This is a genomic window from Enterobacter cloacae complex sp. IR5450, assembly GCF_049238665.1.
Classification (GTDB): domain Bacteria; phylum Pseudomonadota; class Gammaproteobacteria; order Enterobacterales; family Enterobacteriaceae; genus Enterobacter; species Enterobacter hormaechei_C.
The window spans coordinates 151,209-177,214 of sequence record NZ_JBMKIC010000001.1; the positions used below are offsets into that span (position 1 = coordinate 151,209).

Annotated in this window: 19 protein-coding genes; 13 read left to right on the top strand and 6 right to left on the bottom strand. The window is 55.7% G+C overall.

Annotated elements, in window-relative coordinates:
• Positions 1-100: 100 nt before the first annotated feature.
• Positions 101-946, bottom strand: a complete 846-nt coding sequence (gene araC / locus ACOTYB_RS00680; RefSeq protein ID WP_045342601.1) for an arabinose operon transcriptional regulator AraC — start codon at positions 944-946, stop codon at positions 101-103.
• Positions 947-1,283: 337 nt separating this feature from the next.
• On the opposite strand from araC, the gene araB reads away from it, so the two are divergent.
• The 6 genes from araB (at position 1,284) to rluA (ending at position 11,508) form a co-directional block, all read left to right on the top strand.
• Positions 1,284-2,993: a ribulokinase gene (gene araB / locus ACOTYB_RS00685; protein ID WP_045342600.1), complete on the top strand. Its 1,710-nt coding sequence runs from the start codon at positions 1,284-1,286 to the stop codon at positions 2,991-2,993.
• A gap of 10 nt (positions 2,994-3,003) precedes the next feature.
• Positions 3,004-4,506 (top strand): L-arabinose isomerase, encoded by a 1,503-nt coding sequence (araA, locus tag ACOTYB_RS00690; RefSeq protein WP_045342599.1) that lies wholly within the window; start codon positions 3,004-3,006, stop codon positions 4,504-4,506.
• Between the two features lie 86 nt (positions 4,507-4,592).
• Positions 4,593-5,288 carry an L-ribulose-5-phosphate 4-epimerase gene (gene araD / locus ACOTYB_RS00695; protein WP_015572655.1) on the top strand — a complete coding sequence of 232 codons (696 nt, stop codon included), beginning with the start codon at positions 4,593-4,595 and terminating at the stop codon, positions 5,286-5,288.
• Between the two features lie 156 nt (positions 5,289-5,444).
• A complete protein-coding gene (gene polB / locus ACOTYB_RS00700) occupies positions 5,445-7,802 on the top strand; it encodes a DNA polymerase II (protein WP_045342597.1) in 2,358 nt (785 codons plus the stop codon).
• A 127-nt stretch (positions 7,803-7,929) separates the two neighbouring features.
• A complete protein-coding gene (rapA, locus tag ACOTYB_RS00705) occupies positions 7,930-10,836 on the top strand; it encodes an RNA polymerase-associated protein RapA (RefSeq protein WP_421765732.1) in 2,907 nt (968 codons plus the stop codon).
• Between the two features lie 12 nt (positions 10,837-10,848).
• On the top strand, positions 10,849-11,508 hold the full coding sequence (gene rluA / locus ACOTYB_RS00710) for a bifunctional tRNA pseudouridine(32) synthase/23S rRNA pseudouridine(746) synthase RluA (RefSeq protein ID WP_003856412.1): 660 nt from the start codon (positions 10,849-10,851) through the stop codon (positions 11,506-11,508).
• Between the two features lie 30 nt (positions 11,509-11,538).
• Here rluA and djlA read toward each other — a convergent pair whose 3' ends face one another.
• Positions 11,539-12,354 carry a co-chaperone DjlA gene (djlA, locus tag ACOTYB_RS00715; protein WP_023315375.1) on the bottom strand — a complete coding sequence of 272 codons (816 nt, stop codon included), beginning with the start codon at positions 12,352-12,354 and terminating at the stop codon, positions 11,539-11,541.
• A gap of 239 nt (positions 12,355-12,593) precedes the next feature.
• Here djlA and lptD point away from each other — a divergent pair, with 239 nt between their 5' ends.
• Genes lptD through apaH form a run of 6 tightly spaced genes read left to right on the top strand, consistent with a single transcriptional unit; the run spans position 12,594 to position 19,323 of the window.
• Positions 12,594-14,945 (top strand): LPS assembly protein LptD, encoded by a 2,352-nt coding sequence (gene lptD / locus ACOTYB_RS00720; RefSeq protein WP_006810140.1) that lies wholly within the window; start codon positions 12,594-12,596, stop codon positions 14,943-14,945.
• A gap of 53 nt (positions 14,946-14,998) precedes the next feature.
• The gene (gene surA, locus ACOTYB_RS00725; RefSeq protein ID WP_003856417.1) at positions 14,999-16,285 is read left to right on the top strand and encodes a peptidylprolyl isomerase SurA; all 1,287 of its coding nucleotides are present in this window, start codon (positions 14,999-15,001) and stop codon (positions 16,283-16,285) included.
• A complete protein-coding gene (gene pdxA, locus ACOTYB_RS00730) occupies positions 16,285-17,271 on the top strand; it encodes a 4-hydroxythreonine-4-phosphate dehydrogenase PdxA (protein WP_063868714.1) in 987 nt (328 codons plus the stop codon). The genes surA and pdxA overlap by 1 nt, the downstream gene beginning before the upstream one ends.
• Positions 17,268-18,089, top strand: a complete 822-nt coding sequence (rsmA, locus tag ACOTYB_RS00735; protein ID WP_003856423.1) for a 16S rRNA (adenine(1518)-N(6)/adenine(1519)-N(6))-dimethyltransferase RsmA — start codon at positions 17,268-17,270, stop codon at positions 18,087-18,089. Before pdxA ends, rsmA begins: the two co-directional genes overlap by 4 nt.
• 3 nt (positions 18,090-18,092) lie before the next feature.
• Positions 18,093-18,470, top strand: coding sequence for a Co2+/Mg2+ efflux protein ApaG (gene apaG, locus ACOTYB_RS00740; RefSeq protein WP_003856425.1), 378 nt, complete (start codon positions 18,093-18,095; stop codon positions 18,468-18,470).
• 4 nt (positions 18,471-18,474) lie between these two features.
• Positions 18,475-19,323, top strand: coding sequence for a bis(5'-nucleosyl)-tetraphosphatase (symmetrical) ApaH (gene apaH, locus ACOTYB_RS00745; RefSeq protein WP_015572649.1), 849 nt, complete (start codon positions 18,475-18,477; stop codon positions 19,321-19,323).
• 39 nt (positions 19,324-19,362) lie between these two features.
• Here apaH and folA read toward each other — a convergent pair whose 3' ends face one another.
• From folA to kefF, 3 genes are all read right to left on the bottom strand, one after another.
• A complete protein-coding gene (gene folA, locus ACOTYB_RS00750; RefSeq protein WP_003856431.1) occupies positions 19,363-19,842 on the bottom strand; it encodes a type 3 dihydrofolate reductase in 480 nt (159 codons plus the stop codon).
• Positions 19,843-19,956: 114 nt separating this feature from the next.
• Positions 19,957-21,822, bottom strand: a complete 1,866-nt coding sequence (gene kefC / locus ACOTYB_RS00755; RefSeq protein WP_003856433.1) for a glutathione-regulated potassium-efflux system protein KefC — start codon at positions 21,820-21,822, stop codon at positions 19,957-19,959.
• The gene (gene kefF / locus ACOTYB_RS00760) at positions 21,815-22,345 is read right to left on the bottom strand and encodes a glutathione-regulated potassium-efflux system oxidoreductase KefF (protein WP_003856435.1); all 531 of its coding nucleotides are present in this window, start codon (positions 22,343-22,345) and stop codon (positions 21,815-21,817) included. Before kefF ends, kefC begins: the two co-directional genes overlap by 8 nt.
• Positions 22,346-22,719: 374 nt before the next feature.
• Here kefF and ACOTYB_RS00765 point away from each other — a divergent pair, with 374 nt between their 5' ends.
• Entirely contained in the window at positions 22,720-25,713 is a 2,994-nt protein-coding gene (locus ACOTYB_RS00765; RefSeq protein ID WP_409248717.1) for an autotransporter outer membrane beta-barrel domain-containing protein, read from the top strand.
• A gap of 48 nt (positions 25,714-25,761) precedes the next feature.
• Here the strand turns inward: ACOTYB_RS00765 and ACOTYB_RS00770 are convergent, their stop codons facing one another.
• Complete coding sequence (locus tag ACOTYB_RS00770) at positions 25,762-25,995, bottom strand: YgdI/YgdR family lipoprotein (protein WP_220153561.1); 234 nt, start codon at positions 25,993-25,995, stop codon at positions 25,762-25,764.
• Between the last annotated feature and the right edge of the window lie 11 nt (positions 25,996-26,006).

Sequence of the window (26,006 nt, forward strand, 5' to 3'; positions counted from 1 at the left end):
ACGAATCAGCGATTCTGCTTAGCGCCCTGCACCGCGTCAAGGCATCAATTGTCTGAATAGTTTACAAGATGCGCCTGAAGTTCACCTGAATGTTTACCGATTATTCACATCCCGCACGGAATTCGCTCGGGCTGGCACCGGTGCACTTCTTAAACACGCGAGAGAAATAGAGCTGATCTTCAAAGCCGACGTTACGCCCGACGGTGGCGATAGGCATTCGGGTGGTGCTGAGCAGCAGTTTCGCCTGGCTGATGCGCTGATCCTCGCGCCAGCTGAGTACGCTCACGCCAAGCTGCTGGCGGAACAGATGCGACAGCCGTGACGGCGACAGGCACACATGCTGGGCGACGCTGGCAATATCAAACTGGCTGTCGGCAAGGTGGTCGCTGATGTACTGGCAGGCGTCGCGGACGCGGTTGTCCAGCGGCGGATTAAGCGACTCGTTGATGGCCTCCATGCGGCGCAGCAGCACCTGTTCAAGCAGGTTGATGGCCAGCAGTTCGGCGTAGCGCCCGCCCGCCTGCCCTGCCTCAATAATCTGTGCGAACAGCTCACGGAACTGCGCCAGATGCGCCTCATCCGGGCGATATAAACCGGTCTGGGCGAAAATGGCCGGCCACGAGAGCCACTCCTGCCAGTAGGCGCGCGGACGGAAATAGACCCACTGGTGATACCACTCTTTGGCATCCGGGTGGCGCCCGTAGTGATGGATCTCCCCCGGCGGGAACAGCAGCATATCACCGGGGCGGCAGATAAACTGTTGATCCCCATTTTTGACGACGCCTTCTCCGCGTACGGTCAGGTTCAGGATATATCCCTTCATGCCAAGAGGGCGATCGACGTAAAAATCGAGATATCCCTCGGCCTCAATTGGCGTCAGTCCCGCCACCAGATGGGCGTTAAATGAGTAGCCCGGCAGTAAGGGATCGTTTTGCGGTTCGGCCATAGATTCAGTTCTCCCAAGGGTCCTGAAGGAAACCAATTGTCCATATCGATAAAAGCAGTATAAAAATGGCCCGCGAAAAGATCCAAAAAGCATCACGCCTCTTTTACGTCCGCCATGTTTCAGCCTTTCCCCCTGATTTCTCCGCCAGCACGGGCGGATAAGCAGTAACAAAAGTGTCTATAAGTGCGGCAGAAATGTCCACATAGAATATTTGCACGGCGTCACACTTTGCGTGGCTACAGCAATTTAGTCCATAAGATTAGCGGATCCTGCCTGACGATTTTTGTCCCTAGTCTCTAATGTTCTTCCATACCTGTTTTTTGGATGGAGCAACACCATGGCAATTGCAATTGGCCTCGATTTTGGCAGCGACTCAGTTCGCGCGCTGGCAGTGGACTGTACGACTGGCCAGGAGATAGCAACCAGCGTTGAGTGGTATCCGCGCTGGCAAGAGGGGCGCTACTGCGATGCGCCAAACAACCAGTTCCGTCACCACCCGCGGGACTACATCGAGTCGATGGAAGCGGCGATCAAAACCGTTCTGGCGGAGTTGACCGACGCCCAGCGGGCCGATGTCGTGGGGATTGGCGTCGACAGCACCGGCTCAACGCCTGCCCCTGTCGATGCCGAAGGCCGCGTACTGGCGCTGCGACCGGAGTTTGCCGACAACCCGAACGCCATGTTTGTGCTGTGGAAAGACCATACCGCCGTGGAAGAGGCGGAAGCCATCACCCGCTTATGCCATCAGCCGGGCAAAACTGACTACTCCCGCTACATCGGCGGGATTTACTCCAGCGAGTGGTTCTGGGCCAAGATCCTGCACGTTACCCGCGCGGACGCGTCGGTCGCACAGGCAGCGGCGTCATGGATTGAGCTGTGCGACTGGGTTCCCGCCCTGCTCTCCGGCACCACGCGTCCGCAGGATATTCGCCGCGGCCGTTGCAGCGCCGGGCATAAATCGCTGTGGCATGACAGCTGGGGTGGTCTGCCTCCGGCAGCGTTCTTCGATGAACTCGACCCGATCATCAACAAAAACCTGACATACCCGCTGTTCACCGACACCTTCACCGCCGATATTCCGGTCGGCACGCTCTGCGAAGAGTGGGCGAAACGCCTCGGTCTGCCGCAAAACGTGACCATTTCCGGCGGCGCGTTCGACTGCCATATGGGGGCCGTGGGCGCGGGTGCGCAGCCCAACACGCTGGTGAAAGTTATCGGCACCTCCACCTGTGACATTCTGACGGCAGATAAAGCCAGCGTCGGCGACCGCGCGGTGAAAGGCATCTGCGGTCAGGTTGACGGCAGCGTGGTGCCTGATTTTATCGGCCTTGAAGCGGGCCAGTCCGCCTTCGGTGATATTTATGCCTGGTTTGGCCGCGTGCTCGGCTGGCCGCTGGATCAGCTGGCTGCCGCGCATCCTGAACTGAAAACGCAGATTACGGCGAGCAAAAAACAGCTCCTGCCGCAGCTCACCGACGCCTGGGCAAAAAATCCGTCTCTCGACCACCTGCCGGTGGTGCTGGACTGGTTCAACGGCCGTCGTACGCCGTTTGCCAACCAGCGTCTGAAAGGAGTGATTACCGATCTCAACCTCGCGACCGACGCGCCCGCGCTGTTTGGCGGCCTGATCGCCGCCACCGCGTTCGGCGCGCGCGCCATCATGGAGTGCTTCATCGACCAGGGCATTGACGTGAACAACGTGATGGCGCTGGGCGGCATCGCCCGTAAAAATCCGGTGATTATGCAGGCCTGCTGCGACGTGCTGAACCGGCCGCTGCAAATTGTGGCCTCCGATCAGTGCTGTGCGCTGGGTGCCGCGATTTTCGCTGCCGTGGCCGCAGGCGTCCATGCGGATATCCCGACCGCGCAACAGCATATGGCGAGCGCCGTCGAAAATACGCTCCATCCGCAGACTCAGCAGGCACAACGCTTTGAACAGCTTTATCAGCGCTACCAGCAATGGGCAAAAAGCGCCGAACTTCACTATCTCCCTGTCGCCGCCCCGGCCAAAAGCACCGCGGACACTACGGCAACCCTGACATATTAAGGACACGATAATGACCATTTTTAATAATTATGAAGTGTGGTTTGTGATTGGCAGCCAGCATTTGTACGGACCGGAAGCGTTGCAGCAGGTGACGAAACACGCGGAGCACGTTGTGAATGCGCTGAACGCGGAAGCCAAACTGCCGTGCAAACTGGTGCTGAAGCCGCTGGGGACTACCCCGGACGAAATCACCAACATTTGCCGCGATGCCAATTACGATGACAAATGCGCTGGCCTGGTGGTGTGGCTGCACACCTTCTCACCAGCCAAAATGTGGATCAACGGCCTGGCTATCCTCAACAAACCGCTGTTGCAATTCCACACGCAGTTCAACGCCTCCCTGCCGTGGGACAGCATCGACATGGACTTCATGAACCTGAACCAGACCGCTCACGGCGGCCGCGAGTTCGGCTTCATCGGCGCGCGCATGCGTCAACAGCATGCCGTGGTGACCGGCCACTGGCAGGATGGCCAGGCACAAAAACGCATTGGCTCCTGGATGCGTCAGGCGGTATCTAAGCAGGATACCCGTCACCTGAAAGTGGTGCGTTTCGGCGACAACATGCGCGAAGTGGCGGTCACCGACGGTGATAAAGTGGCCGCGCAGATTAAATTTGGCTTCTCCGTCAACACCTGGGCGGTGGGCGACCTGGTGCAGGTGGTGAATGACATCAGCGATGGCGACGTTGACGCGCTGGTGGACGAGTACGAAAGCAGTTACCGCCTGACGCCTGCGGCACAGGTCAACGGTGACAAGCGCCAGAACGTGCTGGATGCGGCGCGCATCGAGCTGGGCATGAAGCGCTTCCTGGAACAGGGCGGCTTCCACGCTTTTACCACCACCTTTGAAGACCTCCACGGTCTGAAACAGCTGCCGGGTCTGGCGGTACAACGTCTGATGCAGCAGGGCTACGGCTTTGCGGGCGAAGGCGACTGGAAAACTGCCGCTCTGCTTCGCATCATGAAGGTGATGTCGACCGGTCTACAGGGCGGCACCTCTTTTATGGAGGACTACACCTACCACTTCGAGAACGGCAACGATCTGGTGCTCGGCTCGCACATGCTGGAAGTGTGTCCATCCATCGCGGTTGAAGAGAAACCGATCCTCGACGTGCAGTACCTCGGCATTGGCGGCAAAGCGGATCCGGCCCGTCTGATCTTCAACACCCGTACCGGCCCGGCCATTAACGCCAGCCTGATCGACCTCGGCGACCGTTTCCGCCTGCTGGTGAACTGCGTCGATGCGGTGGAAACTCCGCATTCTCTGCCGAAACTGCCGGTCGCCAACGCCTTGTGGAAAGCGCAGCCTGACCTGCCAACCGCGTCGGAAGCCTGGATCCTGGCCGGCGGCGCGCACCACACCGTATTCAGCCACGCGCTTGACCTGAACGATATGCGTCAGTTTGCCGAGCTGCACGACATCGAACTGACCGTGATTGATAACGATACCCGTCTGCCAGCCTTTAAAGACGCGCTGCGCTGGAACGAAGTCTATTACGGTTCAAAACGCTAAGCCCTGAATGCCCGGTGGCACTTCGTTTACCGGACCTACGGTTCTGTAGGCCGGATAAGCGAAGCGCCATCCGGCAGGAGACGACAATGTTAGAAGATCTCAAACGTCAGGTACTCGAAGCCAACCTGGCGCTGCCAAAACATAACCTGGTGACCCTGACCTGGGGCAACGTCAGCGCCGTTGACCGGGAAAAAGGGGTGTTCGTGATCAAGCCTTCCGGCGTGGATTACACGGTAATGACCGCAGAAGACATGGTGGTGGTCAGCATCGAAACGGGTGAAGTGGTTGAAGGCAATAAAAAGCCCTCCTCCGATACGCCCACTCACCGCCTGCTGTATCAGGCCTTCCCGACCATCGGTGGGATTGTGCATACCCATTCGCGTCACGCGACCATCTGGGCGCAGGCGGGCCAGCCTATTCCGGCGACCGGCACCACCCACGCGGACTACTTTTACGGCACCATTCCCTGCACGCGTCTGATGACCGATGCGGAGATCAACGGTGAGTACGAATGGGAAACCGGGAACGTGATCGTCGAAACCTTCGAAAAACAGGGAATCGACGCGGCGCAAATGCCCGGCGTGCTGGTGCACTCCCACGGCCCGTTTGCCTGGGGTAAAAACGCGGAGGACGCGGTGCACAACGCGATCGTGCTGGAGGAAGTCGCCTATATGGGGATCTTCTGCCGCCAGCTGGCACCGCAGCTGCCGGATATGCAGCAAACCCTGCTGGATAAGCATTACCTGCGTAAGCACGGTGCGAAAGCCTACTACGGGCAGTAAACCTTTGCCCGGTGGCGCTGCGCTTACCGTGACTTCGGAACCTCTAGGCCGGATAAGCGCAGCGCCATCCGACTGAACAGGCACTGTATAAAACCCCAGCAAACACCCCTCAACCAGGCTATAATCAGGCCTGGTTTTGTTTTATGGGATAACGCCGTGACGCAGGCGCAAGAAGGCTTTTTACTGACCAGACACTGGCGGGATACCCCTCAGGGTACTGAGGTTGAATTCTGGCTGGCAACGGACAACGGCCCGCTAAACGTTACGCTCCCGCCGCAGGAGTCCGTGGCCTTTATTCCTGAAGCTCACGTCGAGAAAGTGAAACAAATGCTGCGCGGCGAAAACGGCTGGCGCATAACCCCGCTTGAACTGAAAGATTTCCACCGCCAGCCGGTTTACGGCCTCTATTGCCGCGCCCATCGCCAGTTAATGCGCTATGAAAAACTGCTCCGTGAAGCGGGCGTGACGCTTTACGAGGCCGACATTCGCCCGCCTGAACGCTTTCTGATGGAGCGGTTTATCACCGCCCCCGTCTGGGTAGATGGCACCGCGCAAAATGGCAGGATCGTTAACGCGCGCCTCAAGCCTAGCCCGAATTATCGCCCCCCGCTCAAGTGGGTCTCGCTGGATATCGAAACCACCCGCCACGGCGAACTGTACTGCGTTGGTCTGGAAGGCTGTGGGCAGCGGGTTGTCTATATGCTCGGGCCGCCAAACGGCGATGCGTCCGCGCTGGATTTTAATCTGGAGTACGTCAACAGCCGCCCGCAACTGCTGGAGAAGCTTAACCAGTGGTTTGCCGAGCACGATCCGGATGTTCTGATCGGCTGGAACGTAGTGCAGTTTGACCTGCGCGTGCTGCAAAAACATGCCGAGCGTTACCGTATCCCGCTGATTCTGGGGCGCGGCAACAGCGAGCTGGAGTGGCGTGAGCATGGTTTTAAGAACGGTGTTTTCTTCGCGCAGGCTAACGGTCGCCTGATTATCGACGGCATCGAGGCGCTGAAATCCGCCTTCTGGAACTTCTCTTCCTTCTCGCTGGAAGCGGTCGCCCAGGAACTGCTCGGCGAAGGTAAATCCATCGACAATCCCTGGGACCGAATGGACGAGATCGACCGGCGCTTTAATGAAGACAAACCCGCGCTCGCCACCTATAACCTGAAAGATTGCGAGCTGGTGACGCAGATCTTCCACAAAACCGAGATCATGCCCTTCCTGCTGGAGCGGGCGACGGTGAACGGCCTTGCGGTCGACAGGCACGGCGGCTCGGTAGCGGCCTTCAGCCACCTCTATTTCCCGCGGATGCACCGGGCGGGCTATGTCGCCCCTAACCTCGGCGACGTGCCGCCGCAGGCCAGCCCCGGCGGTTACGTGATGGATTCACGGCCCGGGCTGTATGACTCGGTGCTGGTGCTGGATTATAAAAGCCTGTATCCGTCCATTATCCGCACGTTTCTGATTGATCCGGTGGGGCTGGTGGAGGGGATGGCGCAGCCAGACGATGCGCACAGCACCGAAGGTTTTCTTGGAGCACGCTTCTCGCGGGAAAAACACTGCCTGCCCGAAATTGTGGGAAACATCTGGCACGGCCGCGATGAGGCCAAGCGCCACGGCAACAAGCCGCTCTCACAGGCGCTGAAAATCATTATGAACGCCTTTTACGGCGTGCTGGGTACCAGTGCCTGCCGCTTCTTTGATCCCCGTCTGGCGTCGTCCATCACCATGCGCGGGCACGAGATTATGCGCCAGACCAAAGCGCTGATTGAATCCCGGGGCTATGATGTGATTTATGGCGATACAGACTCCACCTTTGTCTGGCTGAAAGCCGCCCATTCGGAAGACGACGCCTCACAAATCGGCAAAGATCTGGTCGCCTTTGTGAACGACTGGTGGCGCGAAAGTTTGCAAAAAGAGCGGTTAACCAGCGCGTTAGAGCTGGAGTTTGAAACCCATTTTGCCCGCTTTTTAATGCCGACCATTCGCGGAACCGACCAGGGCAGCAAGAAGCGCTACGCCGGGCTGATTCAGGAAGGTGACACGCAGCGGATGGTGTTTAAAGGGCTGGAGACAGTGCGCACCGACTGGACGCCGCTGGCACAGCAGTTCCAGCAGACACTCTACCTGCGGGTGTTCCGCAATGAGCCTTATCAGGATTATGTGCGCGACACCATCGCCAGCCTGATGGCGGGTGAACTGGATGACCAGCTGGTGTATCGCAAGCGCCTGCGCCGCCCCCTGGCCGAATATCAACGTAACGTTCCTCCCCACGTACGCGCCGCGCGGCTGGCGGATGAAGAGAACGTTCGCCGGGGCCGTGCGCCGCAGTATCAGAACCGGGGAACGATCAAATACGTCTGGACCACTAACGGCCCGGAACCCGTTGATTACCAGCAGTCTCCGCTTGATTACGATCACTACCTGACCCGCCAGCTTCAGCCGGTTGCGGAGGGAATTTTACCGTTCATCAATGACGACTTTGCTACACTAGTGACAGGACAACTTGGGCTATTTTGACGCGTGACGAAACCGTTGCCATCCAGTACCATAGCGCCCTTTCCATTCCCGGACCCATTTTTCGATGACCGTCTTTTTTGACGGGGTCGAACTATTGCCTGCAATTAAAGATTAGAGCCGAACAACTATGCCTTTTACACTTGGTCAACGCTGGATCAGCGATACAGAAAGCGAACTTGGATTAGGAACCGTCGTTGCCGTCGATGCGCGCATGGTTACCCTCCTTTTCCCTGCTACCGGTGAAAACCGCCTGTACGCTCGCAATGACTCCCCTGTTACCCGCGTAATGTTCAATCCGGGTGATACCGTGACCAGCCATGACGGCTGGCAACTGAAGGTTGAAGACGTAAAAGAAGAGAATGGACTGCTCGCCTACATCGGAACGCGTCTTGATACCGACGAGACGAATGTCATCCTGCGTGAAGTGCTGCTCGACAGCAAACTGGTGTTCAGCAAGCCGCAGGACCGTCTGTTTGCCGGGCAAATCGACCGAATGGATCGCTTCTCCCTGCGCTACCGCGCGCGTAAGTTCCAGAGTGAGCAGTACCGCATGCCGTGGAGCGGCCTGCGCGGTCAGCGTACCAGCCTTATTCCCCATCAGCTGAATATCGCCCATGACGTGGGCCGTCGCCATGCGCCTCGCGTGCTGCTGGCTGACGAAGTGGGCCTGGGTAAAACCATCGAAGCAGGCATGATCCTGCACCAGCAGCTGCTCTCTGGCGCTGCCGAGCGCGTGCTGATTGTGGTGCCGGAAACGCTGCAACACCAGTGGCTGGTCGAGATGCTGCGCCGCTTTAACCTGCGCTTCTCTCTGTTCGATGACGAACGCTACGCCGAAGCCCAGCACGATGCGGACAACCCGTTTGAAACCGAACAGCTGGTGATCTGCTCCCTGGACTTCGTGCGCCGCAGCAAGCAACGCCTGGAGCATCTGTGCGACGCTGAATGGGATCTGATGGTCGTCGACGAAGCACACCACCTCGTCTGGAGCGAGGATGCGCCAAGCCGCGAATACATGGCGATTGAGCAGCTTGCCGAGCGCGTACCGGGTGTTCTGCTTCTGACCGCCACCCCGGAGCAGCTGGGTCTTGAGAGCCACTTCGCCCGTCTGCGCCTGCTCGATCCGAACCGTTTCCACGATTTTGAGCAGTTTGTTGAAGAGCAGAAAAACTACCGTCCGGTGGCGGACGCCGTCGCGCTGCTGCTGGCCGGTAATCGTCTCTCTAATGATGAACTTAACACCCTCAGCGATCTTATCGGCGAGCAGGATATTGAGCCGCTGCTTCAGGCCGCGAACAGCGACAGCGATAATGCGGGATCTGCGCGTAAAGAGCTGATCGACATGCTGATGGACCGCCACGGCACCAGCCGCGTGCTGTTCCGTAACACCCGTAACGGTGTAAAAGGCTTCCCGAAACGCGAACTGCACACCATCAAATTGCCGCTGCCGACCCAGTACCAGACGGCGATCAAAGTCTCCGGCATTATGGGCACCCGTAAATCTGCGGAAGATCGCTCGCGCGACATGCTCTATCCGGAGCAGATTTATCAGGAATTTGAAGGCGACACTGGCACCTGGTGGAACTTCGATCCGCGCGTGGAGTGGTTGATGGGTTATCTGACCGCGCACCGTTCCCGGAAGGTGCTGGTGATCTGCGCCAAGGCAGCCACCGCCCTGCAACTTGAACAAGTGCTGCGCGAGCGCGAAGGTATTCGCGCCGCCGTGTTCCATGAAGGCATGTCTATTATCGAGCGCGACCGCGCTGCGGCGTGGTTTAGTGAAGAGGACAGCGGCGCGCAGGTTCTGCTGTGCTCCGAAATCGGTTCTGAAGGCCGTAACTTCCAGTTCGCCAGCAATCTGGTGATGTTCGATCTGCCGTTTAACCCAGATCTGCTTGAGCAGCGTATCGGCCGTCTGGATCGTATCGGTCAGGCGCACGATATCCAGATCCACGTTCCGTATCTGGAGAAAACCGCCCAGTCCGTTCTGGTTCGCTGGTACCACGAAGGCCTGGATGCGTTTGAACATACCTGCCCGACCGGCCGCACCATTTACGATCAGGTGCATGCAGACCTGATCGGTTACCTTGCGGCGCCGGAAAACACCGAGGGCTTTGATGAGCTGATCAAATCCTGTCGAGAGAAGCACGACGCGCTGAAAGCCCAACTGGAGCAGGGGCGCGATCGCCTGCTGGAGATCCACTCCAACGGCGGTGAAAAAGCGCAGCAGCTGGCCGAAAGTATTGAAGAACAGGACGATGACACCAGCCTGATTAGCTTCTCCATGAACCTGTTCGACATCGTCGGCATTAACCAGGACGATCGCGGCGAGAACATGATCGTGCTGACCCCGTCCGATCATATGCTGGTGCCGGATTTCCCGGGCCTGCCGGAAGACGGCTGCACCATCACCTTTGAGCGTGATGTGGCGCTGTCCCGCGAAGACGCACAGTTCATCACCTGGGAGCACCCGCTGATCCGCAATGGCCTGGATCTGATCCTCTCAGGCGATACCGGCAGCAGCACCATCTCCCTGTTGAAGAACAAAGCCTTACCTGTGGGCACGCTGTTGGTGGAGCTGATCTACGTTGTGGAAGCGCAGGCGCCGAAACAGCTTCAGCTTAACCGCTTCCTGCCGCCAACCCCGGTGCGTCTGCTGCTGGATAAAAACGGTACGAACCTGGCCGGTCAGGTGGAGTTTGAAAGCTTCAACCGTCAGCTGAGCGCGGTGAACCGCCATACCGGCAGCAAGCTGGTGAATGCGGTGCAGCAGGACGTGCATGCCATTCTGCAACTGGGTGAAGCCCAGGCCGAAAAAGCGGCCAGAGAACTGATCGATGCGGCGCGTAGCGAAGCCGATGAGAAGCTTTCTGCCGAGCTGTCGCGCCTGGAAGCGTTGAAAGCGGTGAACCCGAACATTCGTGACGATGAGCTGGCCGCTATTGAGAGCAATCGCCAGCAGGTGCTGGAAAGCCTGAATCAGGCGGGGTGGCGTCTCGACGCCCTGCGTCTTATCGTTGTGACGCATCAGTAAGCGGAGCGCAAGATGGTAATGGAGCCCTACAATCCCCCGATGGATCCGTGGCTGGTCATTCTGTATCAGGATGAGCACATTATGGTGGTTAACAAGCCGAGCGGCTTGTTATCCGTGCCGGGGCGTCTGGAAGAGCATAAAGACAGCGTGATGACGCGTATCCAGCGTGATTATCCCCAGGCCGAGTCTGTCCATCGTCTGGATATGGCGACCAGCGGCGTGATTGTGGTGGCTCTGAATAAAGCGGCAGAACGCGAGCTGAAGCGTCAGTTCCGCGAGCGCGAGCCGAAGAAGCAGTATGTCGCGCGCGTCTGGGGTCATCCGGCGCAGGCGGAAGGGCTGGTGGATTTACCGCTGATTTGCGACTGGCCGAACCGGCCAAAGCAGAAGGTGTGTTATGAAACCGGCAAGGCCGCGCAAACCGAGTATGAAGTGCTGGAGTACGCGCCGGATAACACCGCGCGCGTCCTGCTAAAGCCGATTACCGGGCGCTCCCACCAGCTGCGTGTGCATATGCTTGCGATGGGGCACCCGATTCTGGGGGACAGATTCTATGCGCCGCCGGAAGCGCTGGCCTTAGCGCCGCGCCTGCAACTGCATGCGCAGACGCTCACCATTACCCACCCTGCTTTCGGCAACGCCATGACGTTCAAAGCCCCGGTGGACTTCTGAAAAAATGGCCCGACACTGTCGGGCCATTTTTTATTTAAAACCTTTCTGCTCTTTAATCAGCTCGTAGGCTTTCTGAATTTCCTGCGCTTTTTGCTTCGCCATCTCCATCATCTCTGGCGGCAGGCCTTTCGCCACCAGCTTATCCGGATGGTGCTCGCTCATCAGCTTACGATAGGCGCGTTTGATGGTCGTGACATCGTCAGACGGCTTCACGCCGAGGACGTTGCAGGCATCTTCAAGCGTGGGGCCACGCTGCGCCTGCTGCCAGCCGCCGGAGGAGTGCTGTTGCTGATAACCACCGCCAAACTGCGCGCCGCCCTGCATCATACGCAGGAACTGGTCGAACTGCATGCGGGAAATGCCCAGCTCTTCGGCAATCACATATAAAACGTCCCGTTCATTCGGATGCAGAGAACCATCCGCGAAGGCGGCCTGGATTTGAATTTCCAGAAACATCCGAATTAAATCAAAACGCCCGAAACAGATGCTACGGAACTGCCGCATTTTTTCACGCAGCGGGTAGTTATCTGATTTACCAATCCGGAACGCATTCTGCGCCGCGATGCGGGATTCGCCGTGCAGATTCATGCGATCCATAAAGACGCTGGCCACCTGAATATCGGCTTCCGTTACGCGCCCTTTTGATTTGGTTAAGTGCCCCATCACCTCGAAGGTGGTGGAGAAAAAGAGTGACTGGCGCTCGCGCTGGTTGGCAAACCAGGCCATTTTGCGGCTGCGTGCTTTATCAAACATATGGCCGATAATGAGGCCAAGAACGACACCCCAGAATCCGGCACCCATAATAATTGCGAACGCAACGCCGATTATTTTACCCCAATACTGCATATACTCCCCGAATGGTCATGTTCCTGGCCGACGCAACGCCATCATTACAGTGGTCGCGCCACGGTCAATTGAGGGACATCGCCTATAATTTGCATTATCATACTCGTCATTCGATAGCGAGCCTAACACTCTGGCGCGCAAACGGGCAGGATTAACGCTGGTACTGCGCTGATGAGTAAGATAGTCTCTGAGCGTTTGTAAGCCGTAGCCACTGATGACGGAACAATAAAATACAACGTATGAAAAAACGTATCCCCACCCTTCTGGCCACAATGATTGGCACCGCCCTGTATAGCCAACAGGGGCTCGCAGCCGATCTCGCCTCGCAGTGTATGCTTGGCGTCCCAAGTTACAATCGCCCACTGGTGAAAGGCGATACGAATGACTTACCCGTCACCATTAATGCCGACAGCGCAAAAGGTAATTATCCTGACAATGCAACCTTTACGGGCAATGTCGATATTAACCAGGGCAACAGTCGCCTGCTTGCTGACGAAGTGCAATTGCACCAGAAGCAACCGGAAGGTGCTCAGGCGCCTGTCCGTACGGTGGATGCGCTGGGTAATGTGCACTATGACGACAATCAGGTCATCCTGAAAGGTCCGAAAGCCTGGTCGAATCTGAATACCAAAGACACCAACGTCTGGGAAGGTGATTACCAGATGGTCGGTCGTCAGGGGCGCGGTACCGCGGACCTGATGAAGCAGCGCGGCGAAAACCGCTACACCATTCTCGAAAACGGCACGTTTACCTCCTGTTTGCCAGGGTCAAATACCTGGAGCGTTGTGGGCAGTGAAGTGATCCACGACCGTGAAGAACAGGTTGCAGAGATCTGGAACGCTCGTTTTAAACTCGGCCCGGTGCCCATTTTCTATAGTCCTTACCTGCAACTGCCCGTGGGTGACAAACGTCGTTCAGGTTTCCTGATCCCGAACGCCAAGTACAGCACATCGAACTACTTTGAGTTCTACCTGCCGTACTACTGGAACATTGCGCCCAACATGGACGCCACGATCACGCCGCACTATATCCATAAGCGCGGCAACATCATGTGGGAGAACGAATTCCGCTATCTGACCAAGGCGGGCGCGGGTCTGATGGAATTTGATTATCTGCCATCAGATAAGGTCTTCCAGGACGAGCATCCGAGCGAAGGTGATAAGCACCGCTGGATGTACTACTGGAAGCACGCCGGGGTATTGGATCAGGTGTGGCGCTTCAACATCGACTACACCAAAGTCAGCGATCCGTATTACTTCAACGACTTTGATTCTAAATACGGCTCCAGTACCGACGGTTACGCCACGCAGAAATTCAGCGTGGGCTACGCCATTGAGAACTTTGACGCGACGGTGTCGACCAAACAGTTCCAGGTGTTTGATACGCAATCGCGTAGTACCTATGGTGCCGAGCCGCAGCTGGACGTGAACTGGTATCAGAACGATGTGGGTCCTTTCGACACGCGCGTTTACGCTCAGGCGGTCCATTTCGTCAACACCAACTCGGATATGCCGGAATCAACGCGTCTGCATATCGAGCCGACGATCAACCTGCCGTGGTCAAACGACTGGGCGAGTCTGAATACCGAAGCCAAAGTGATGGCCACCCACTACCAACAGAAGAATCTGGACTGGTATAACAAACGTTATGGCACCGATCTTGAAGAATCGGTAAACCGTACGCTTCCGCAATTCAAAATGGACGGGAAGCTGATTTTCGAACGTGATATGGCTCTTCTCGCGGATGGATACACCCAGACGCTTGAGCCACGTATGCAGTATCTTTATGTGCCTTATCGCGATCAGAGCAAAATTCAAAACTATGACTCGTCCTTCCTGCAATCAGACTACAGCGGCCTGTTCCGTGACCGTACCTACGGCGGCCTTGACCGTATTGCGTCTGCTAACCAGTTAACGACCGGCGTCACAACGCGCGTATATGATGATGCTGCCGTTGAACGTTTTAACGTTTCTGTTGGTCAAATCTACTATTTCACCGAGTCTCGCACCGGTGATGACGACATTAACTGGGAGAAAGACAACAAAACGGGCTCACTGGTATGGGCAGGCGACACCTACTGGCGCATGACGGATCGTTGGGGTCTGCGCGGTGGTGTTCAATACGATACACGACTGGACAATATCGCGACGGGCAGCGCTGCCATCGAATATCGTCGTGATGAAGACCGCATGTTGCAGTTAACGTACCGTTACGCCAGCCCGGAGTATATCCAGGCGACACTGCCAAATTATGCGAATACAGACCAATACAAAGACGGTATTTCACAGGTGGGTACCGCCGCGAGCTGGCCGATTGCCGATCGTTGGTCAGTCGTCGGGGCCTACTACTATGACACGAATGCCCAAAAACCTGCTGACCAGATGCTGGGTCTGCAATATAACTCCTGCTGTTACGCAATACGTGTCGGTTACGAACGCAAACTTAACGGTTGGGATACGCAAAACAGTCAGGGCAAATACGATAACGTGATTGGCTTTAATATCGAGTTGCGCGGCCTGAGTTCTAACTACGGTCTGGGCACGCAGCAGATGCTGCGCTCGAACATTCTGCCGTATCGTAGTTCATTGTAATATGCTTGATTTACAACGTAATCCGCTTTGCGGTTAATTGAAATGGAAAAAGTATGAAGAACTGGAAAACGCTGCTACTCGGTGTCGCTATGGTTGCGAATACCAGCTTCGCGGCCCCACAGGTTGTCGATAAAGTCGCGGCTGTGGTTAACAACGGCGTCGTGCTTGAAAGTGACGTTGACGGTTTGATGAAATCTGTAAAGCTCAACTCGGGCCAGGCAGGTCAACAACTTCCGGATGACGCTACGCTGCGCCACCAGATCCTGGAACGTCTGATCATGGATCAGATTGTCCTGCAAATGGGCCAGAAAATGGGTGTGAAGATCTCTGACGAGCAGCTCGATCAGGCGATCGCCAACATTGCAAAGCAGAACAACATTACCCCGGACCAGATGCGTAGCCGCCTCGCCTATGACGGCATCAGCTACGCCACCTACCGCAATCAGATCCGTAAAGAGATGCTGATTTCAGAAGTGCGTAATAATGAAGTCCGTCGCCGCGTCACCATCCTGCCGCAGGAAGTGGATGCCCTGGCAAAACAGGTGGGGAATCAGAATGATGCCAGCACAGAGCTTAACCTGAGCCACATCCTGATCCCACTGCCGGAAAACCCAACCTCCGATCAGGCGGCAGAGGCGGAAAGCCAGGCGCGCGCTATCGTTGAGCAGGCGCGTAATGGCGATGACTTCGGCAAGCTGGCGATCACCTATTCCGCTGACCAGCAGGCGCTGAAAGGCGGCCAGATGGGCTGGGGGCGTATTCAGGAGCTGCCATCCCTGTTTGCCCAGGCGCTGAGCACCGCGAAGAAAGGCGATATCGTCGGTCCAATCCGTTCCGGTGTGGGCTTCCACATTCTGAAAGTGAACGACCTGCGCGGCCAGAGCCAGAACATTTCGGTTACTGAAGTTCACGCGCGTCATATCCTGCTTAAGCCGTCTCCGATCATGACTGACGATCAGGCCCGTGCGAAGCTGGAACAGATCGCCGCAGACATCAAGAGCGGTAAAACCACCTTCGATAAAGCAGCAAAAGAGTTCTCTCAGGATCCTGGCTCTGCAAACCAGGGCGGTGACCTGGGTTGGGCGGCCGCTGATATTTACGATCCGGCTTTCCGCGATGCGTTAATGAAGCTGAATAAAGGCCAGATGAGCGCGCCGGTACACTCCTCCTTCGGCTGGCATCTGATCCAGCTGATGGACACGCGCAACGTGGATAAAACCGACGCGGCGCAGAAAGACCGCGCGTATCGCATGCTGTTTAACCGTAAGTTCTCTGAAGAAGCCGCAACCTGGATGCAGGAACAACGCGCCAGCGCTTACGTGAAAGTGTTGAGCAACTGATGAAACCGCATCGTGTTGTGATCACCCCCGGCGAACCCGCCGGGATTGGGCCTGACCTGGTGGTTCAGCTCGCCCAGCGCAGCTGGCCGGTAGAGTTGGTTGTCTGTGCAGATGCAACACTGTTACAAGACCGGGCAGCTTTGCTCGGTCTGCCTTTAACGCTCCTCCCTTACGTTGAAGGCCAACAGCCCGCACCGCAGCAGTCTGGTACTCTCACCCTGCTTTCTGTTCCGCTCCGTGCGCCTGTTGTCCCCGGCGAGTTACACACCGAAAACGGCCACTACGTTGTCGAGACGCTGGCGCGCGCCTGTGACGGTTGCCTTCAGGGCGAATTTGCCGCCCTGATCACCGGTCCGGTGCATAAAGGCGTGATCAATGACGCGGGCATTCCGTTTACCGGGCATACCGAATTTTTCGAAGAGCGTTCGAACAGCCCGAAAGTGGTGATGATGCTGGCAACCGAAGCAATGCGCGTTGCGCTGGTAACAACGCACCTGCCGATCAAAGCCATTCCGGATGCCATTACGCCTGAACTCCTGCGTGAGATCATTGGCATTTTGCATCACGATCTGCAAACCAAATTCGGCATTCCGCAGCCGCATGTGCTGGTTTGCGGCCTGAATCCGCACGCGGGTGAAGGCGGACATATGGGCACCGAAGAGATCGACACCATCATTCCGGCGCTTGAGGAGATGCGGGCGAAGGGGATGAACCTCAGCGGGCCTCTGCCTGCCGACACCCTTTTCCAGCCCAAATACCTGGATAAAGCCGATGCCGTACTCGCGATGTACCACGATCAGGGTCTGCCCGTGCTAAAATACCAGGGCTTTGGCCGCGGGGTGAATATCACCCTCGGTTTACCCTTTATTCGAACGTCCGTTGACCACGGTACTGCGCTGGATCTGGCAGGCCAGGGAAAAGCGGATGTCGGCAGTTTTATTACGGCGCTTAATCTCGCCATCAAAATGATTGTTAATACTCAATGACTAATCGAGTCCATCAGGGCCACTTAGCCCGTAAACGCTTCGGGCAAAACTTCCTCAACGATCAATTTGTGATCGACAGTATCGTTTCTGCCATTAATCCGCAGAAAGGTCAGGCCATGGTCGAAATCGGCCCGGGTCTTGCCGCGCTGACCGAGCCGGTAGGCGAACGCCTCGACGAACTGACCGTTATCGAACTCGACCGCGATCTGGCCGCGCGTCTGCAAACGCACCCGTTCCTCGGGCCGAAGCTGACGATTTATCAGCAGGATGCGATGACCATGAACTTTGGCGAACTGTCAGAAAAAATGGGACAGCCGCTGCGCGTGTTCGGTAACCTGCCGTACAACATCTCCACCCCGCTGATGTTCCATCTGTTTAGCTATACTGATGCCATTGCCGACATGCACTTCATGTTGCAAAAAGAGGTCGTTAACCGTCTGGTTGCAGGGCCGAACAGTAAAGCGTATGGTCGTTTAAGCGTGATGGCGCAATATTACTGCAACGTGATCCCGGTATTAGAAGTGCCGCCTTCCGCGTTCACGCCACCGCCAAAAGTGGATTCTGCGGTTGTGCGCCTGGTGCCACATAAAACGATGCCGTATCCGGTCAAAGACCTGCGCGTGCTGAGCCGTATCACGACAGAAGCCTTTAACCAGCGCCGTAAAACGATTCGTAACAGCCTTGGCAATCTGTTTACCGTTGACGTATTAGCTGAGTTGGGCATCGACCCGGCAATGCGTGCGGAAAATATTTCCGTAGAGCAGTACTGCAAGCTGGCTAATTACATCAGCGACAATGCGCCGCCGAAGGAGAGCTAAGCCATGATTGATTCGCCCCGCGTCTGTGTTCAGGTTCAAAGCGTCTACATTGAGTCCCAATCCACACCGGATGAAGAACGTTTTGTCTTTGCTTATACCGTAACCATTCGCAATCTGGGGCGGATGCCTGTGCAACTGCTCGGGCGCTACTGGCTTATCACCAACGGCAATGGCCGTGAAATTGAAGTCCAGGGCGAAGGTGTGGTCGGTGAACAACCCCATATCGCCCCTGGCGAAGAGTATCAGTACACCAGCGGCGCGGTAATTGAAACGCCGCTGGGTACCATGCAGGGCCATTACGAAATGGTCGATGCCGACGGTAATGCTTTCCGCATTGCTATTCCCGTATTCCGTCTCGCCGTACCTACACTTATTCATTAATCTAATGTCTACATATCTGATTGGCGACGTTCACGGTTGCTACGATGAACTGATCGCATTATTAAAACAGGTCGACTTCACCCCCGGGCAGGATACGCTCTGGCTGACAGGCGACTTAGTGGCGCGCGGTCCCGGTTCCCTGGACGTCCTCCGCTATGTCAAATCGCTGGGCGACAGCGTGCGCATGGTGCTGGGCAACCACGATCTGCATCTGCTGGCCGTATACGCCGGGATCAGCCGTAATAAGCCGAAAGATCGCATTACCCCCCTGCTGGAAGCGCCGGATGCCGATGAGTTGCTCAACTGGCTGCGTCGCCAGCCACTGCTACAGATTGACGAAGAGAAAAAACTGGTGATGGCGCATGCCGGCATCACGCCTCAGTGGGATCTTGAGACGGCAAAAACCTGCGCGCGCGACGCCGAAGCGGTGCTGGCGAGCGACTCCTACCCGTTCTTCCTCGATGCGATGTACGGCGACATGCCAAATAACTGGAGTGATGATCTCAGCGGCCTGGCGCGACTGCGTTTTATCACCAATGCCTTTACGCGCATGCGCTACTGCTTCCCGAACGGACAGCTGGATATGTATTGCAAAGATACGCCGGAAAATGCGCCTGCGCCGCTTAAGCCGTGGTTTGCCATTCCGGGCCCCGTGACAAACGAATATAGCGTGGTATTTGGGCACTGGGCATCGCTGGAAGGAAAAGGCACCCCGGAAAATATCTACGCGCTGGATACCGGATGCTGCTGGGGCGGGGATTTAACCTGCTTACGCTGGGAAGATAAGACCTACTTTGTGCAGCCATCCAACCGACAGCTGGACTTAGGCGAAGGTGAGGCGGTCGCCTCCTGAAGATGTTTATCCTCTCCCTTCGAGGAGAGGATAAAACCGTTAACGACGTTCCAGAATTTCGAAGCAGTAGCTGTGCGAGTTTTGCGCATCCGCATCGTGAAACTCACTGAATACAGACTCCCACTCGTCCGGATCGTAATCCGGGAAATGGGTATCCCCTTCCACTTCCGCATCAATGTGCGTCAGATACAGTTTCTGCGCTTTTGGCAGGAACTGCTCATACACACGCCCGCCGCCGATCACCATGATCTCTTCGGCATCGCCGCAGGCGGCAATCGCTTCATCAACGGATTTCACCCACTGCACGCGATCGTCAGTGCCCGGCTGGCTACTGATCACAATATTCTTACGACCCGGCAATGGACGACCAATCGACTCCCAGGTCAGGCGGCCCATCACTACCGGCTTGTTTAACGTAGTACGTTTAAACCATGCGAGATCGGCAGGCAGGTTCCACGGCATGGCGTTTTCCATGCCGATAACGCGGTCTACCGCCAGCGCTGCAATCAGACTGATCATTGAAAATTTCCCGGATGCAAAAAATTGCCGCCACTATACGGAAAGCTTAATCTTTCGTCGACTGGCGGCAGGGTAAAGAATTAGAAATTTTTTAATATTGCTGGCAACTCCACTTCACGCAGAGGGTTTACTCTCCGGTTCATCCTCAGGATCACCGGTATGCTTGCCCTCTTCCGTTCCTTGCCAGCCGTGGCGCTGAACCAGCGACAGGTGATTACGATCCTCGTTGATGATCTCCGTCAGCATGGTGCTGGTGCGTTTAAACACCGCAGCGCGTTCGGTTGCCGTACTGCTCGCCATCGCCACCATCTCTTCCACCATCTCATGGTTAAAACGGCGGAATAAATCGGCACGCTCACGCGCTTCATACGCGCCAAGTCCCAGGCTTTCCAGCGCCATGCGACCAGATTTGAGTGCCCCTTCGAAGGTTTCACGTTCAGGGGCTGCCACACCCGCCTGACGGAGCTGGATGTAATGATCCACATCGCGCGCACGAGAGATAATGGTCAGATGCGGAAAATGCTCTTTGACCAGCTCAACCATCTGCATACTGGTCTCTGGATCGTCGATGGCGTTAATCAGCACCTCGGCCTTCGCCGCGCCGGCGGATTCCAGCAGATCAACCCGGGTCGCATCACCGTAAAACACTTTCATATCGAATTTACGCAGCGTATCCACATGGTCAGGATCGTGATCGAGGATAACCATTTTGACTCCGCTGGAGAGCAGTAAACGGCCGGTAATCTGCCCGAAGCGGCCAAATCCGGCGATGATCACCCGCGGCTGCTCCTCGTCGATCTCATCGGCTTCTCGTTCCTGTTCGCTTCCCGTTTTTTCCAGACGCGTCAGCAACACCAGCAGGATCGGCGTTGCGGCCATCGACAGCGCAACCGCCAGCGTCAGCGCTTTTGCCCATTCCGGATCGAGTACATTTGCCATCTGCGCTGCGCCAAAGACCACGAAAGCAAACTCACTCCCCTGCCCCAGCAGCACGGCAAACCAGCGGCGCTGCGGTTTTGGCACGTTTAACGGGCGGGCGATCAGCCACAGCATCGCCATTTTAATGACCAGGAAACCTACCAGCAGAATGATGATGCGCAGCGGATGGGTCACCAGCGTCCCGAAGTCGATAGACATCCCGACGCCGATGAAAAACAGCCCCAGCAGCAATCCTTTAAACGGCTCGATATCGCTTTCCAGCGCGTGACGGTATTCGGAGCTAGCCAGTAAGACCCCCGCGAGGAAGGCGCCCATTGCCATCGACAGCCCGGCCTCTTCAAGCAGCAATCCAAAACCAAACACCAGGAATAACGCAACGGCGCTGAATACTTCGCGCAGGCCAGAGCGAGCAACAAAGCGCAGCAGCGGACGCGTTACGTAGCGACCAAGCAGAACAACCAGCGCCAGCGCACCAACAACCTTCAGCGCTGATAAGGCAAATGCCCCCAGCGTCGTTGATGCGCCGCTGGTTGCCAGCAGCGGGATCATCGCCACCAGCGGGATGGCGGCAATATCCTGGAACAACAGTACGGAGAAGGTACTGCGCCCCATTTGCGACACCGTCAGGTTACGCTCGTTCATAGCCTGCATGGCAATAGCCGTCGAGGAGAGCGCCAGCGTCATGCCGATCAACTCCGCGACTTTCCACTCCATCCCGAGCAGAATGCAGAACCCGCCCAACAGCAGACCGCAGGCCAGCATTTGCAGAGCACCTCCGCCAAACACCGAGGCGCGCAGTTTCCACAGCCGCTGCGGATCCAACTCCAGGCCAATCACGAACAGCATAAGCACCACGCCGATCTCCGCAAAATGCAGGATCGACTCGGCATCCGTCACCAGCCGAAAACCCCAGGGGCCAATTACACACCCGGCAATCAAATAGCCGAGCACCGAGCCCAGCCCCAGACGAACCGCCACGGGCACAATTAATGCCGCCGCGCCAAGATAAATCAGCGCCTGTATCAGCGTATGGCTATCCATTGTGCGTCTCCTGCCACTCAAGTAAGCGTTGTTTGTAGTGACGAGCCTGCGCCTGCAAGGTTTCATCGTCGCAGACAAAGGTACAGTGCATCGCAAAAGGCGGAAGCCAGTTCAGACCGCAGTAAAGGGCAGTAGCCTGGAGCGGCTGCGCCAGCACGTCAAATCCGGGGAAGGCGCCAATCTCAAAATGGCTTTCCCCCCCGCCGGTGGTAACAGCCCACATCAGGCTTTTGCCATGAAGCGCGTTGCCGTTGTGTCCGTATGCCCAACCGTGGGAGAAAACTTTGTCGATCCACAATTTCAGCAGCGGAGGGGTGCTGTACCACTGCATCGGATGCTGCCAGACGATCAAATCGGCACGAGAGAGCGCCTCCTGTTCGGCGGCGACATCGATATTAAAATCAGGATAGAGTTGATAGAGGGAACGTATCTCTACGTTTTCGAGCGTCCTTGCCTGCTCAAGCATCCGCTTATTCGCATGCGAATGCTGCGGATAGGGGTGCGCATAAATTATCAGAACCATGAATATGCCTGTCTTCTGCTTTTCTTGTAGCAATGAGTGTAGACAGTTCCCCCCCCAACTGAAAGAGGCTAACGACCGCTTCAAAGTAAATCGCAAGGATTGGCAACCTTTGTCGCCATACAAACGCGACTGACGCGAAAGAAGGAGCACCACGCTAGCGACGAATTAACCCTGCAAAATGATTATGCAGACTCATATTTTTAACGAATATTTTTAGATTATCTTAAGTCATATTTTAATAAATCAACCTGTACATAACTCATTGAAAAAATAATAATTTTATGCTTTTTTGTTTTGAGCTCAACCTTAAAGATAGTCAATATACGTTTTACACACGTTATCTGATGTTCCTTCTCACTCAAATGGATGTGTACATGAGCAAAAAATTCTTCAAATTAAATAATACAACCAAAACTCTAGGGAAGATATTTCCTGCTTTGTTGATATGCACCCCCGCGGTTGCATTTTCTGCAATCATTGATCAATCAACCTCTGTCCCTCAAGATTTTTCAGCCGATGCTGAATATGTTATTAATAAAGACGTGACGATATCCTCCGCGGGTAGTGAAGCGGCGGTGTCTGTCACTGGGTTTACTACCACTACTACCACTAATTATGGCAATATTTCTGGCACGGGAAATGGCCTGGATATTAATACTGGTGAACAGCGCATTTTAATTAATAACGACATCGGTGCAACCATTTCCTCCACCACCGCGAATGCTGTTAATATTCAGTCAATGCTCGGTGATTTTAATAACAGTGGAAATATTATCGGTGCGGAAAATGGCATGTTTGTCGGCGAAAACTCTTCCGCAGTAAACATTATCAATACCAGCACCGGAATGATAAAAGGAAAAACGGGTCTAAGTACTCGGTATGGTATTGGCATTAATAACAGTGGCGCAATTATCGGTACAAATGGTGATGCTATTACGGCAACTAATGGCAACACCAAGCTTACTAACAATGCCCTTGTGCAGGGAACCGAGAACGGTATCAATGTAAAAGATACTGCAAAATTGGATATCAAGAATAGCGGAACGATTAGTGGTAATACAGCCGCTATAATGTTTGCCAGCAATAAAAATAACACGCTGGTGCTTGATACGGGTTCCGTCCTTGTCGGTGACGTTATTTCCACCAATTCCACGGGAAACACCCTCACTCTGATCGGCACCGGTACAGAAGACAGCAATTTTGTGGGTCTGAATGAAGGGGACGGTTTTGCCAGCGTCACAATGAACGGCGAAAACTGGGCGCTGTCGGGCGATATTGACATTATTGGCTCTGGCGACTCCTTGATGATAGACAAGGGCGCGTTAACCCTGGCGGGCGAAGTATCCAACACCGGTAATACGCGGGTGGCCAAAGACGCCTCGCTGCAACTGGGCGATGGCAAAAAAACTGCGACGCTCAGCGGTGGGATCACCAACAACGGTACCGTCATTTTCAATCAGGGTAGCGATTTCACTTTCGCCACCGACATGACCGGTAGCGGTAACGTCGAAAAAGTAGACTCCAACACCCTGACCCTGACGGGCAAAAATAGCTACACAGGGGATACGGTTCTGCACGGCGGCACCACGCTGGTCTCCACCGGCGCAACGCTCGGCGTCAAGGGCAGTAACGCCACTGTTACCGTTGAAAATGGCGCGACCTTTGCCACCGCAGGCGAAGTGAACAACAACATCGCGGTTCTTAGCGGCGGTACGCTGGCGGCATGGAATGCCGTCCAGGGTAACTCCACGCTCAGCGCTTCCGGCGTCGATACCATCAACGGCAACGTGACTAATGGTGGTACGCTGTTACTCAGTGCGGCTGATAATAGCGTTGGCAATAATTTTACGATTAATGGCGACTACACCGGCTCTGACGGTAGCCAGATTGTGATGAACAGCACCCTGGGTGAAGATAATTCACCAACTGACCACCTCACTATTACGGGCAGCAGCTTCGGTCAGTCCGGCGTCAGCATTACCAACATTGGCGGCGCAGGCGCGCAAACCATTAACGGTATGGAAATTGTCAGCATCGGCGGCAGTTCCGAAGCCCAACTGACGCTGGCAAAACCGGTCGTCGCAGGCGCCTGGGAATATAACCTCTACCAGCACAGTGACGGCAACTGGTATCTGGAATCAAAGGCGACGCCTTCTGATGATCCTTCTGACGACACCGATGACGGTGGCAATACCGATGATGGCGGCAACACCGATAACGGCGGCAACACCGATAACGGCGGCAACACCGATAACGGCGGTAACACCGACAACGGCGGTAACACTGACAACGGCGGCAACACCGATAACGGCGGTAACACCGACAACGGTGGTAACACCGACAACGGCGGTAACACCGACAACGGCGGTAACACTGACAACGGCGGCAACACCGACAACGGCGGTAGCACTGACAACGGCGGTAACAATGCGCCGGAAGTCATGGCGCCTGAAGTGGGTGCTTACTTAGGCAACTACCTTGCCGCACAGGGCATGTTCCTGCATAAACGTGACGATCGCGACCAGATCACCTTCCGCAATGAAGACGACCTGAACACCTGGATGTACGTTAAGGGTCGCTATCACGAGAACGATGCGGGTGGCAATAAAGTCAGCTATGACACCACCACGACCGTACTGCAAGTCGGCAGCGATTTCATGAGCAAGCCAATGGATAACGGTATCCTGCGTGCTGGCGGGATGTTCGGTGCAGGCCAGGCGAAGACCCACTCTGATGCGAAGCACAACGTGCGTGACGCTCAGGGTAAGGTTGATGGTTTCAATGTTGGGCTTTACGCCACCTGGCAGGAAGATCAGAAATTACGTCTGGGCAGCTACGTTGATACCTGGGCCGCATACAGCTGGTATAACAACAAAGTCACCAGCAACCGCAACGACGAAGACTACGATAGCGAAGGTTTCGCCGCGTCTGTTGAAGTCGGCCACGCGTGGGTTATCCAGTCAGAAAATGAACGTACCTGGAAGATCGAGCCGCAGGCGCAGGTGATCTACAGCTATCTCGATCAGGAAAATCATACCGATCGCGACGGCGTACGCGTCACTACCCTGGACAACGACAGCGTCTTTGGTCGTCTCGGCGTTAAAGCAAGCTACTTCCAGCAGAAGGACGTCAAGGCCTGGCAGCCGTACGTCGCGGTTAACTGGTTGAAAGGTGCTGGTCAAAACGATCTGGCATTCAACGACGAGACCGTCAGCAACGATACGCCGGAAGATCGTGGTCAGTTAGAGCTGGGCGTAACCGGCAACCTGAACGAAACCACGACAATCTCCCTGCGAGCCAGCGGCGAATGGGGTGAAAACAGCTATGCCGCATACGGCGGTCATATTTTGTTAAACCATCGGTGGTAATCGATCATTCTGAAGCAAAAAAGCAGTGGCATGTGCCACTGCTTTTTTTTAGTTATCCAGCTCACCCATTGATTGAACCTGGTCACGGTTAATCTGTTCAGTTTGACCGGTTTCGGCGTTTTTGTACGATACGAGACCGGTATCGTCATCCACCTGCGGTTTCCCGTCAGTAACAATCGTTTTGCCATCGGTGGTTTTTACGGCCTGATTGGACGAACAGCCCGCCACGGTGAACATTGCGGTGGCAGCCAGAACGGAAGCGATCAGTAGTTTATTTTGCATGGTGTTTTCCC

Coding starts and splice junctions, on each gene's coding strand:
- rsmA (WP_003856423.1), top strand. CDS start 17,268: ATGACTAATCGAGTCCATCAGGGCCACTTAGCCCGTAAACGCTTCGGG.
- ACOTYB_RS00765 (WP_409248717.1), top strand. CDS start 22,720: ATGAGCAAAAAATTCTTCAAATTAAATAATACAACCAAAACTCTAGGG.
- rluA (WP_003856412.1), top strand. CDS start 10,849: ATGGTAATGGAGCCCTACAATCCCCCGATGGATCCGTGGCTGGTCATT.
- surA (WP_003856417.1), top strand. CDS start 14,999: ATGAAGAACTGGAAAACGCTGCTACTCGGTGTCGCTATGGTTGCGAAT.
- djlA (WP_023315375.1), bottom strand. CDS start 12,354: ATGCAGTATTGGGGTAAAATAATCGGCGTTGCGTTCGCAATTATTATG.
- araD (WP_015572655.1), top strand. CDS start 4,593: ATGTTAGAAGATCTCAAACGTCAGGTACTCGAAGCCAACCTGGCGCTG.
- araA (WP_045342599.1), top strand. CDS start 3,004: ATGACCATTTTTAATAATTATGAAGTGTGGTTTGTGATTGGCAGCCAG.
- apaH (WP_015572649.1), top strand. CDS start 18,475: ATGTCTACATATCTGATTGGCGACGTTCACGGTTGCTACGATGAACTG.
- ACOTYB_RS00770 (WP_220153561.1), bottom strand. CDS start 25,995: ATGCAAAATAAACTACTGATCGCTTCCGTTCTGGCTGCCACCGCAATG.
- folA (WP_003856431.1), bottom strand. CDS start 19,842: ATGATCAGTCTGATTGCAGCGCTGGCGGTAGACCGCGTTATCGGCATG.
- lptD (WP_006810140.1), top strand. CDS start 12,594: ATGAAAAAACGTATCCCCACCCTTCTGGCCACAATGATTGGCACCGCC.
- pdxA (WP_063868714.1), top strand. CDS start 16,285: ATGAAACCGCATCGTGTTGTGATCACCCCCGGCGAACCCGCCGGGATT.
- araC (WP_045342601.1), bottom strand. CDS start 946: ATGGCCGAACCGCAAAACGATCCCTTACTGCCGGGCTACTCATTTAAC.
- kefF (WP_003856435.1), bottom strand. CDS start 22,345: ATGGTTCTGATAATTTATGCGCACCCCTATCCGCAGCATTCGCATGCG.
- rapA (WP_421765732.1), top strand. CDS start 7,930: ATGCCTTTTACACTTGGTCAACGCTGGATCAGCGATACAGAAAGCGAA.
- apaG (WP_003856425.1), top strand. CDS start 18,093: ATGATTGATTCGCCCCGCGTCTGTGTTCAGGTTCAAAGCGTCTACATT.
- araB (WP_045342600.1), top strand. CDS start 1,284: ATGGCAATTGCAATTGGCCTCGATTTTGGCAGCGACTCAGTTCGCGCG.
- kefC (WP_003856433.1), bottom strand. CDS start 21,822: ATGGATAGCCATACGCTGATACAGGCGCTGATTTATCTTGGCGCGGCG.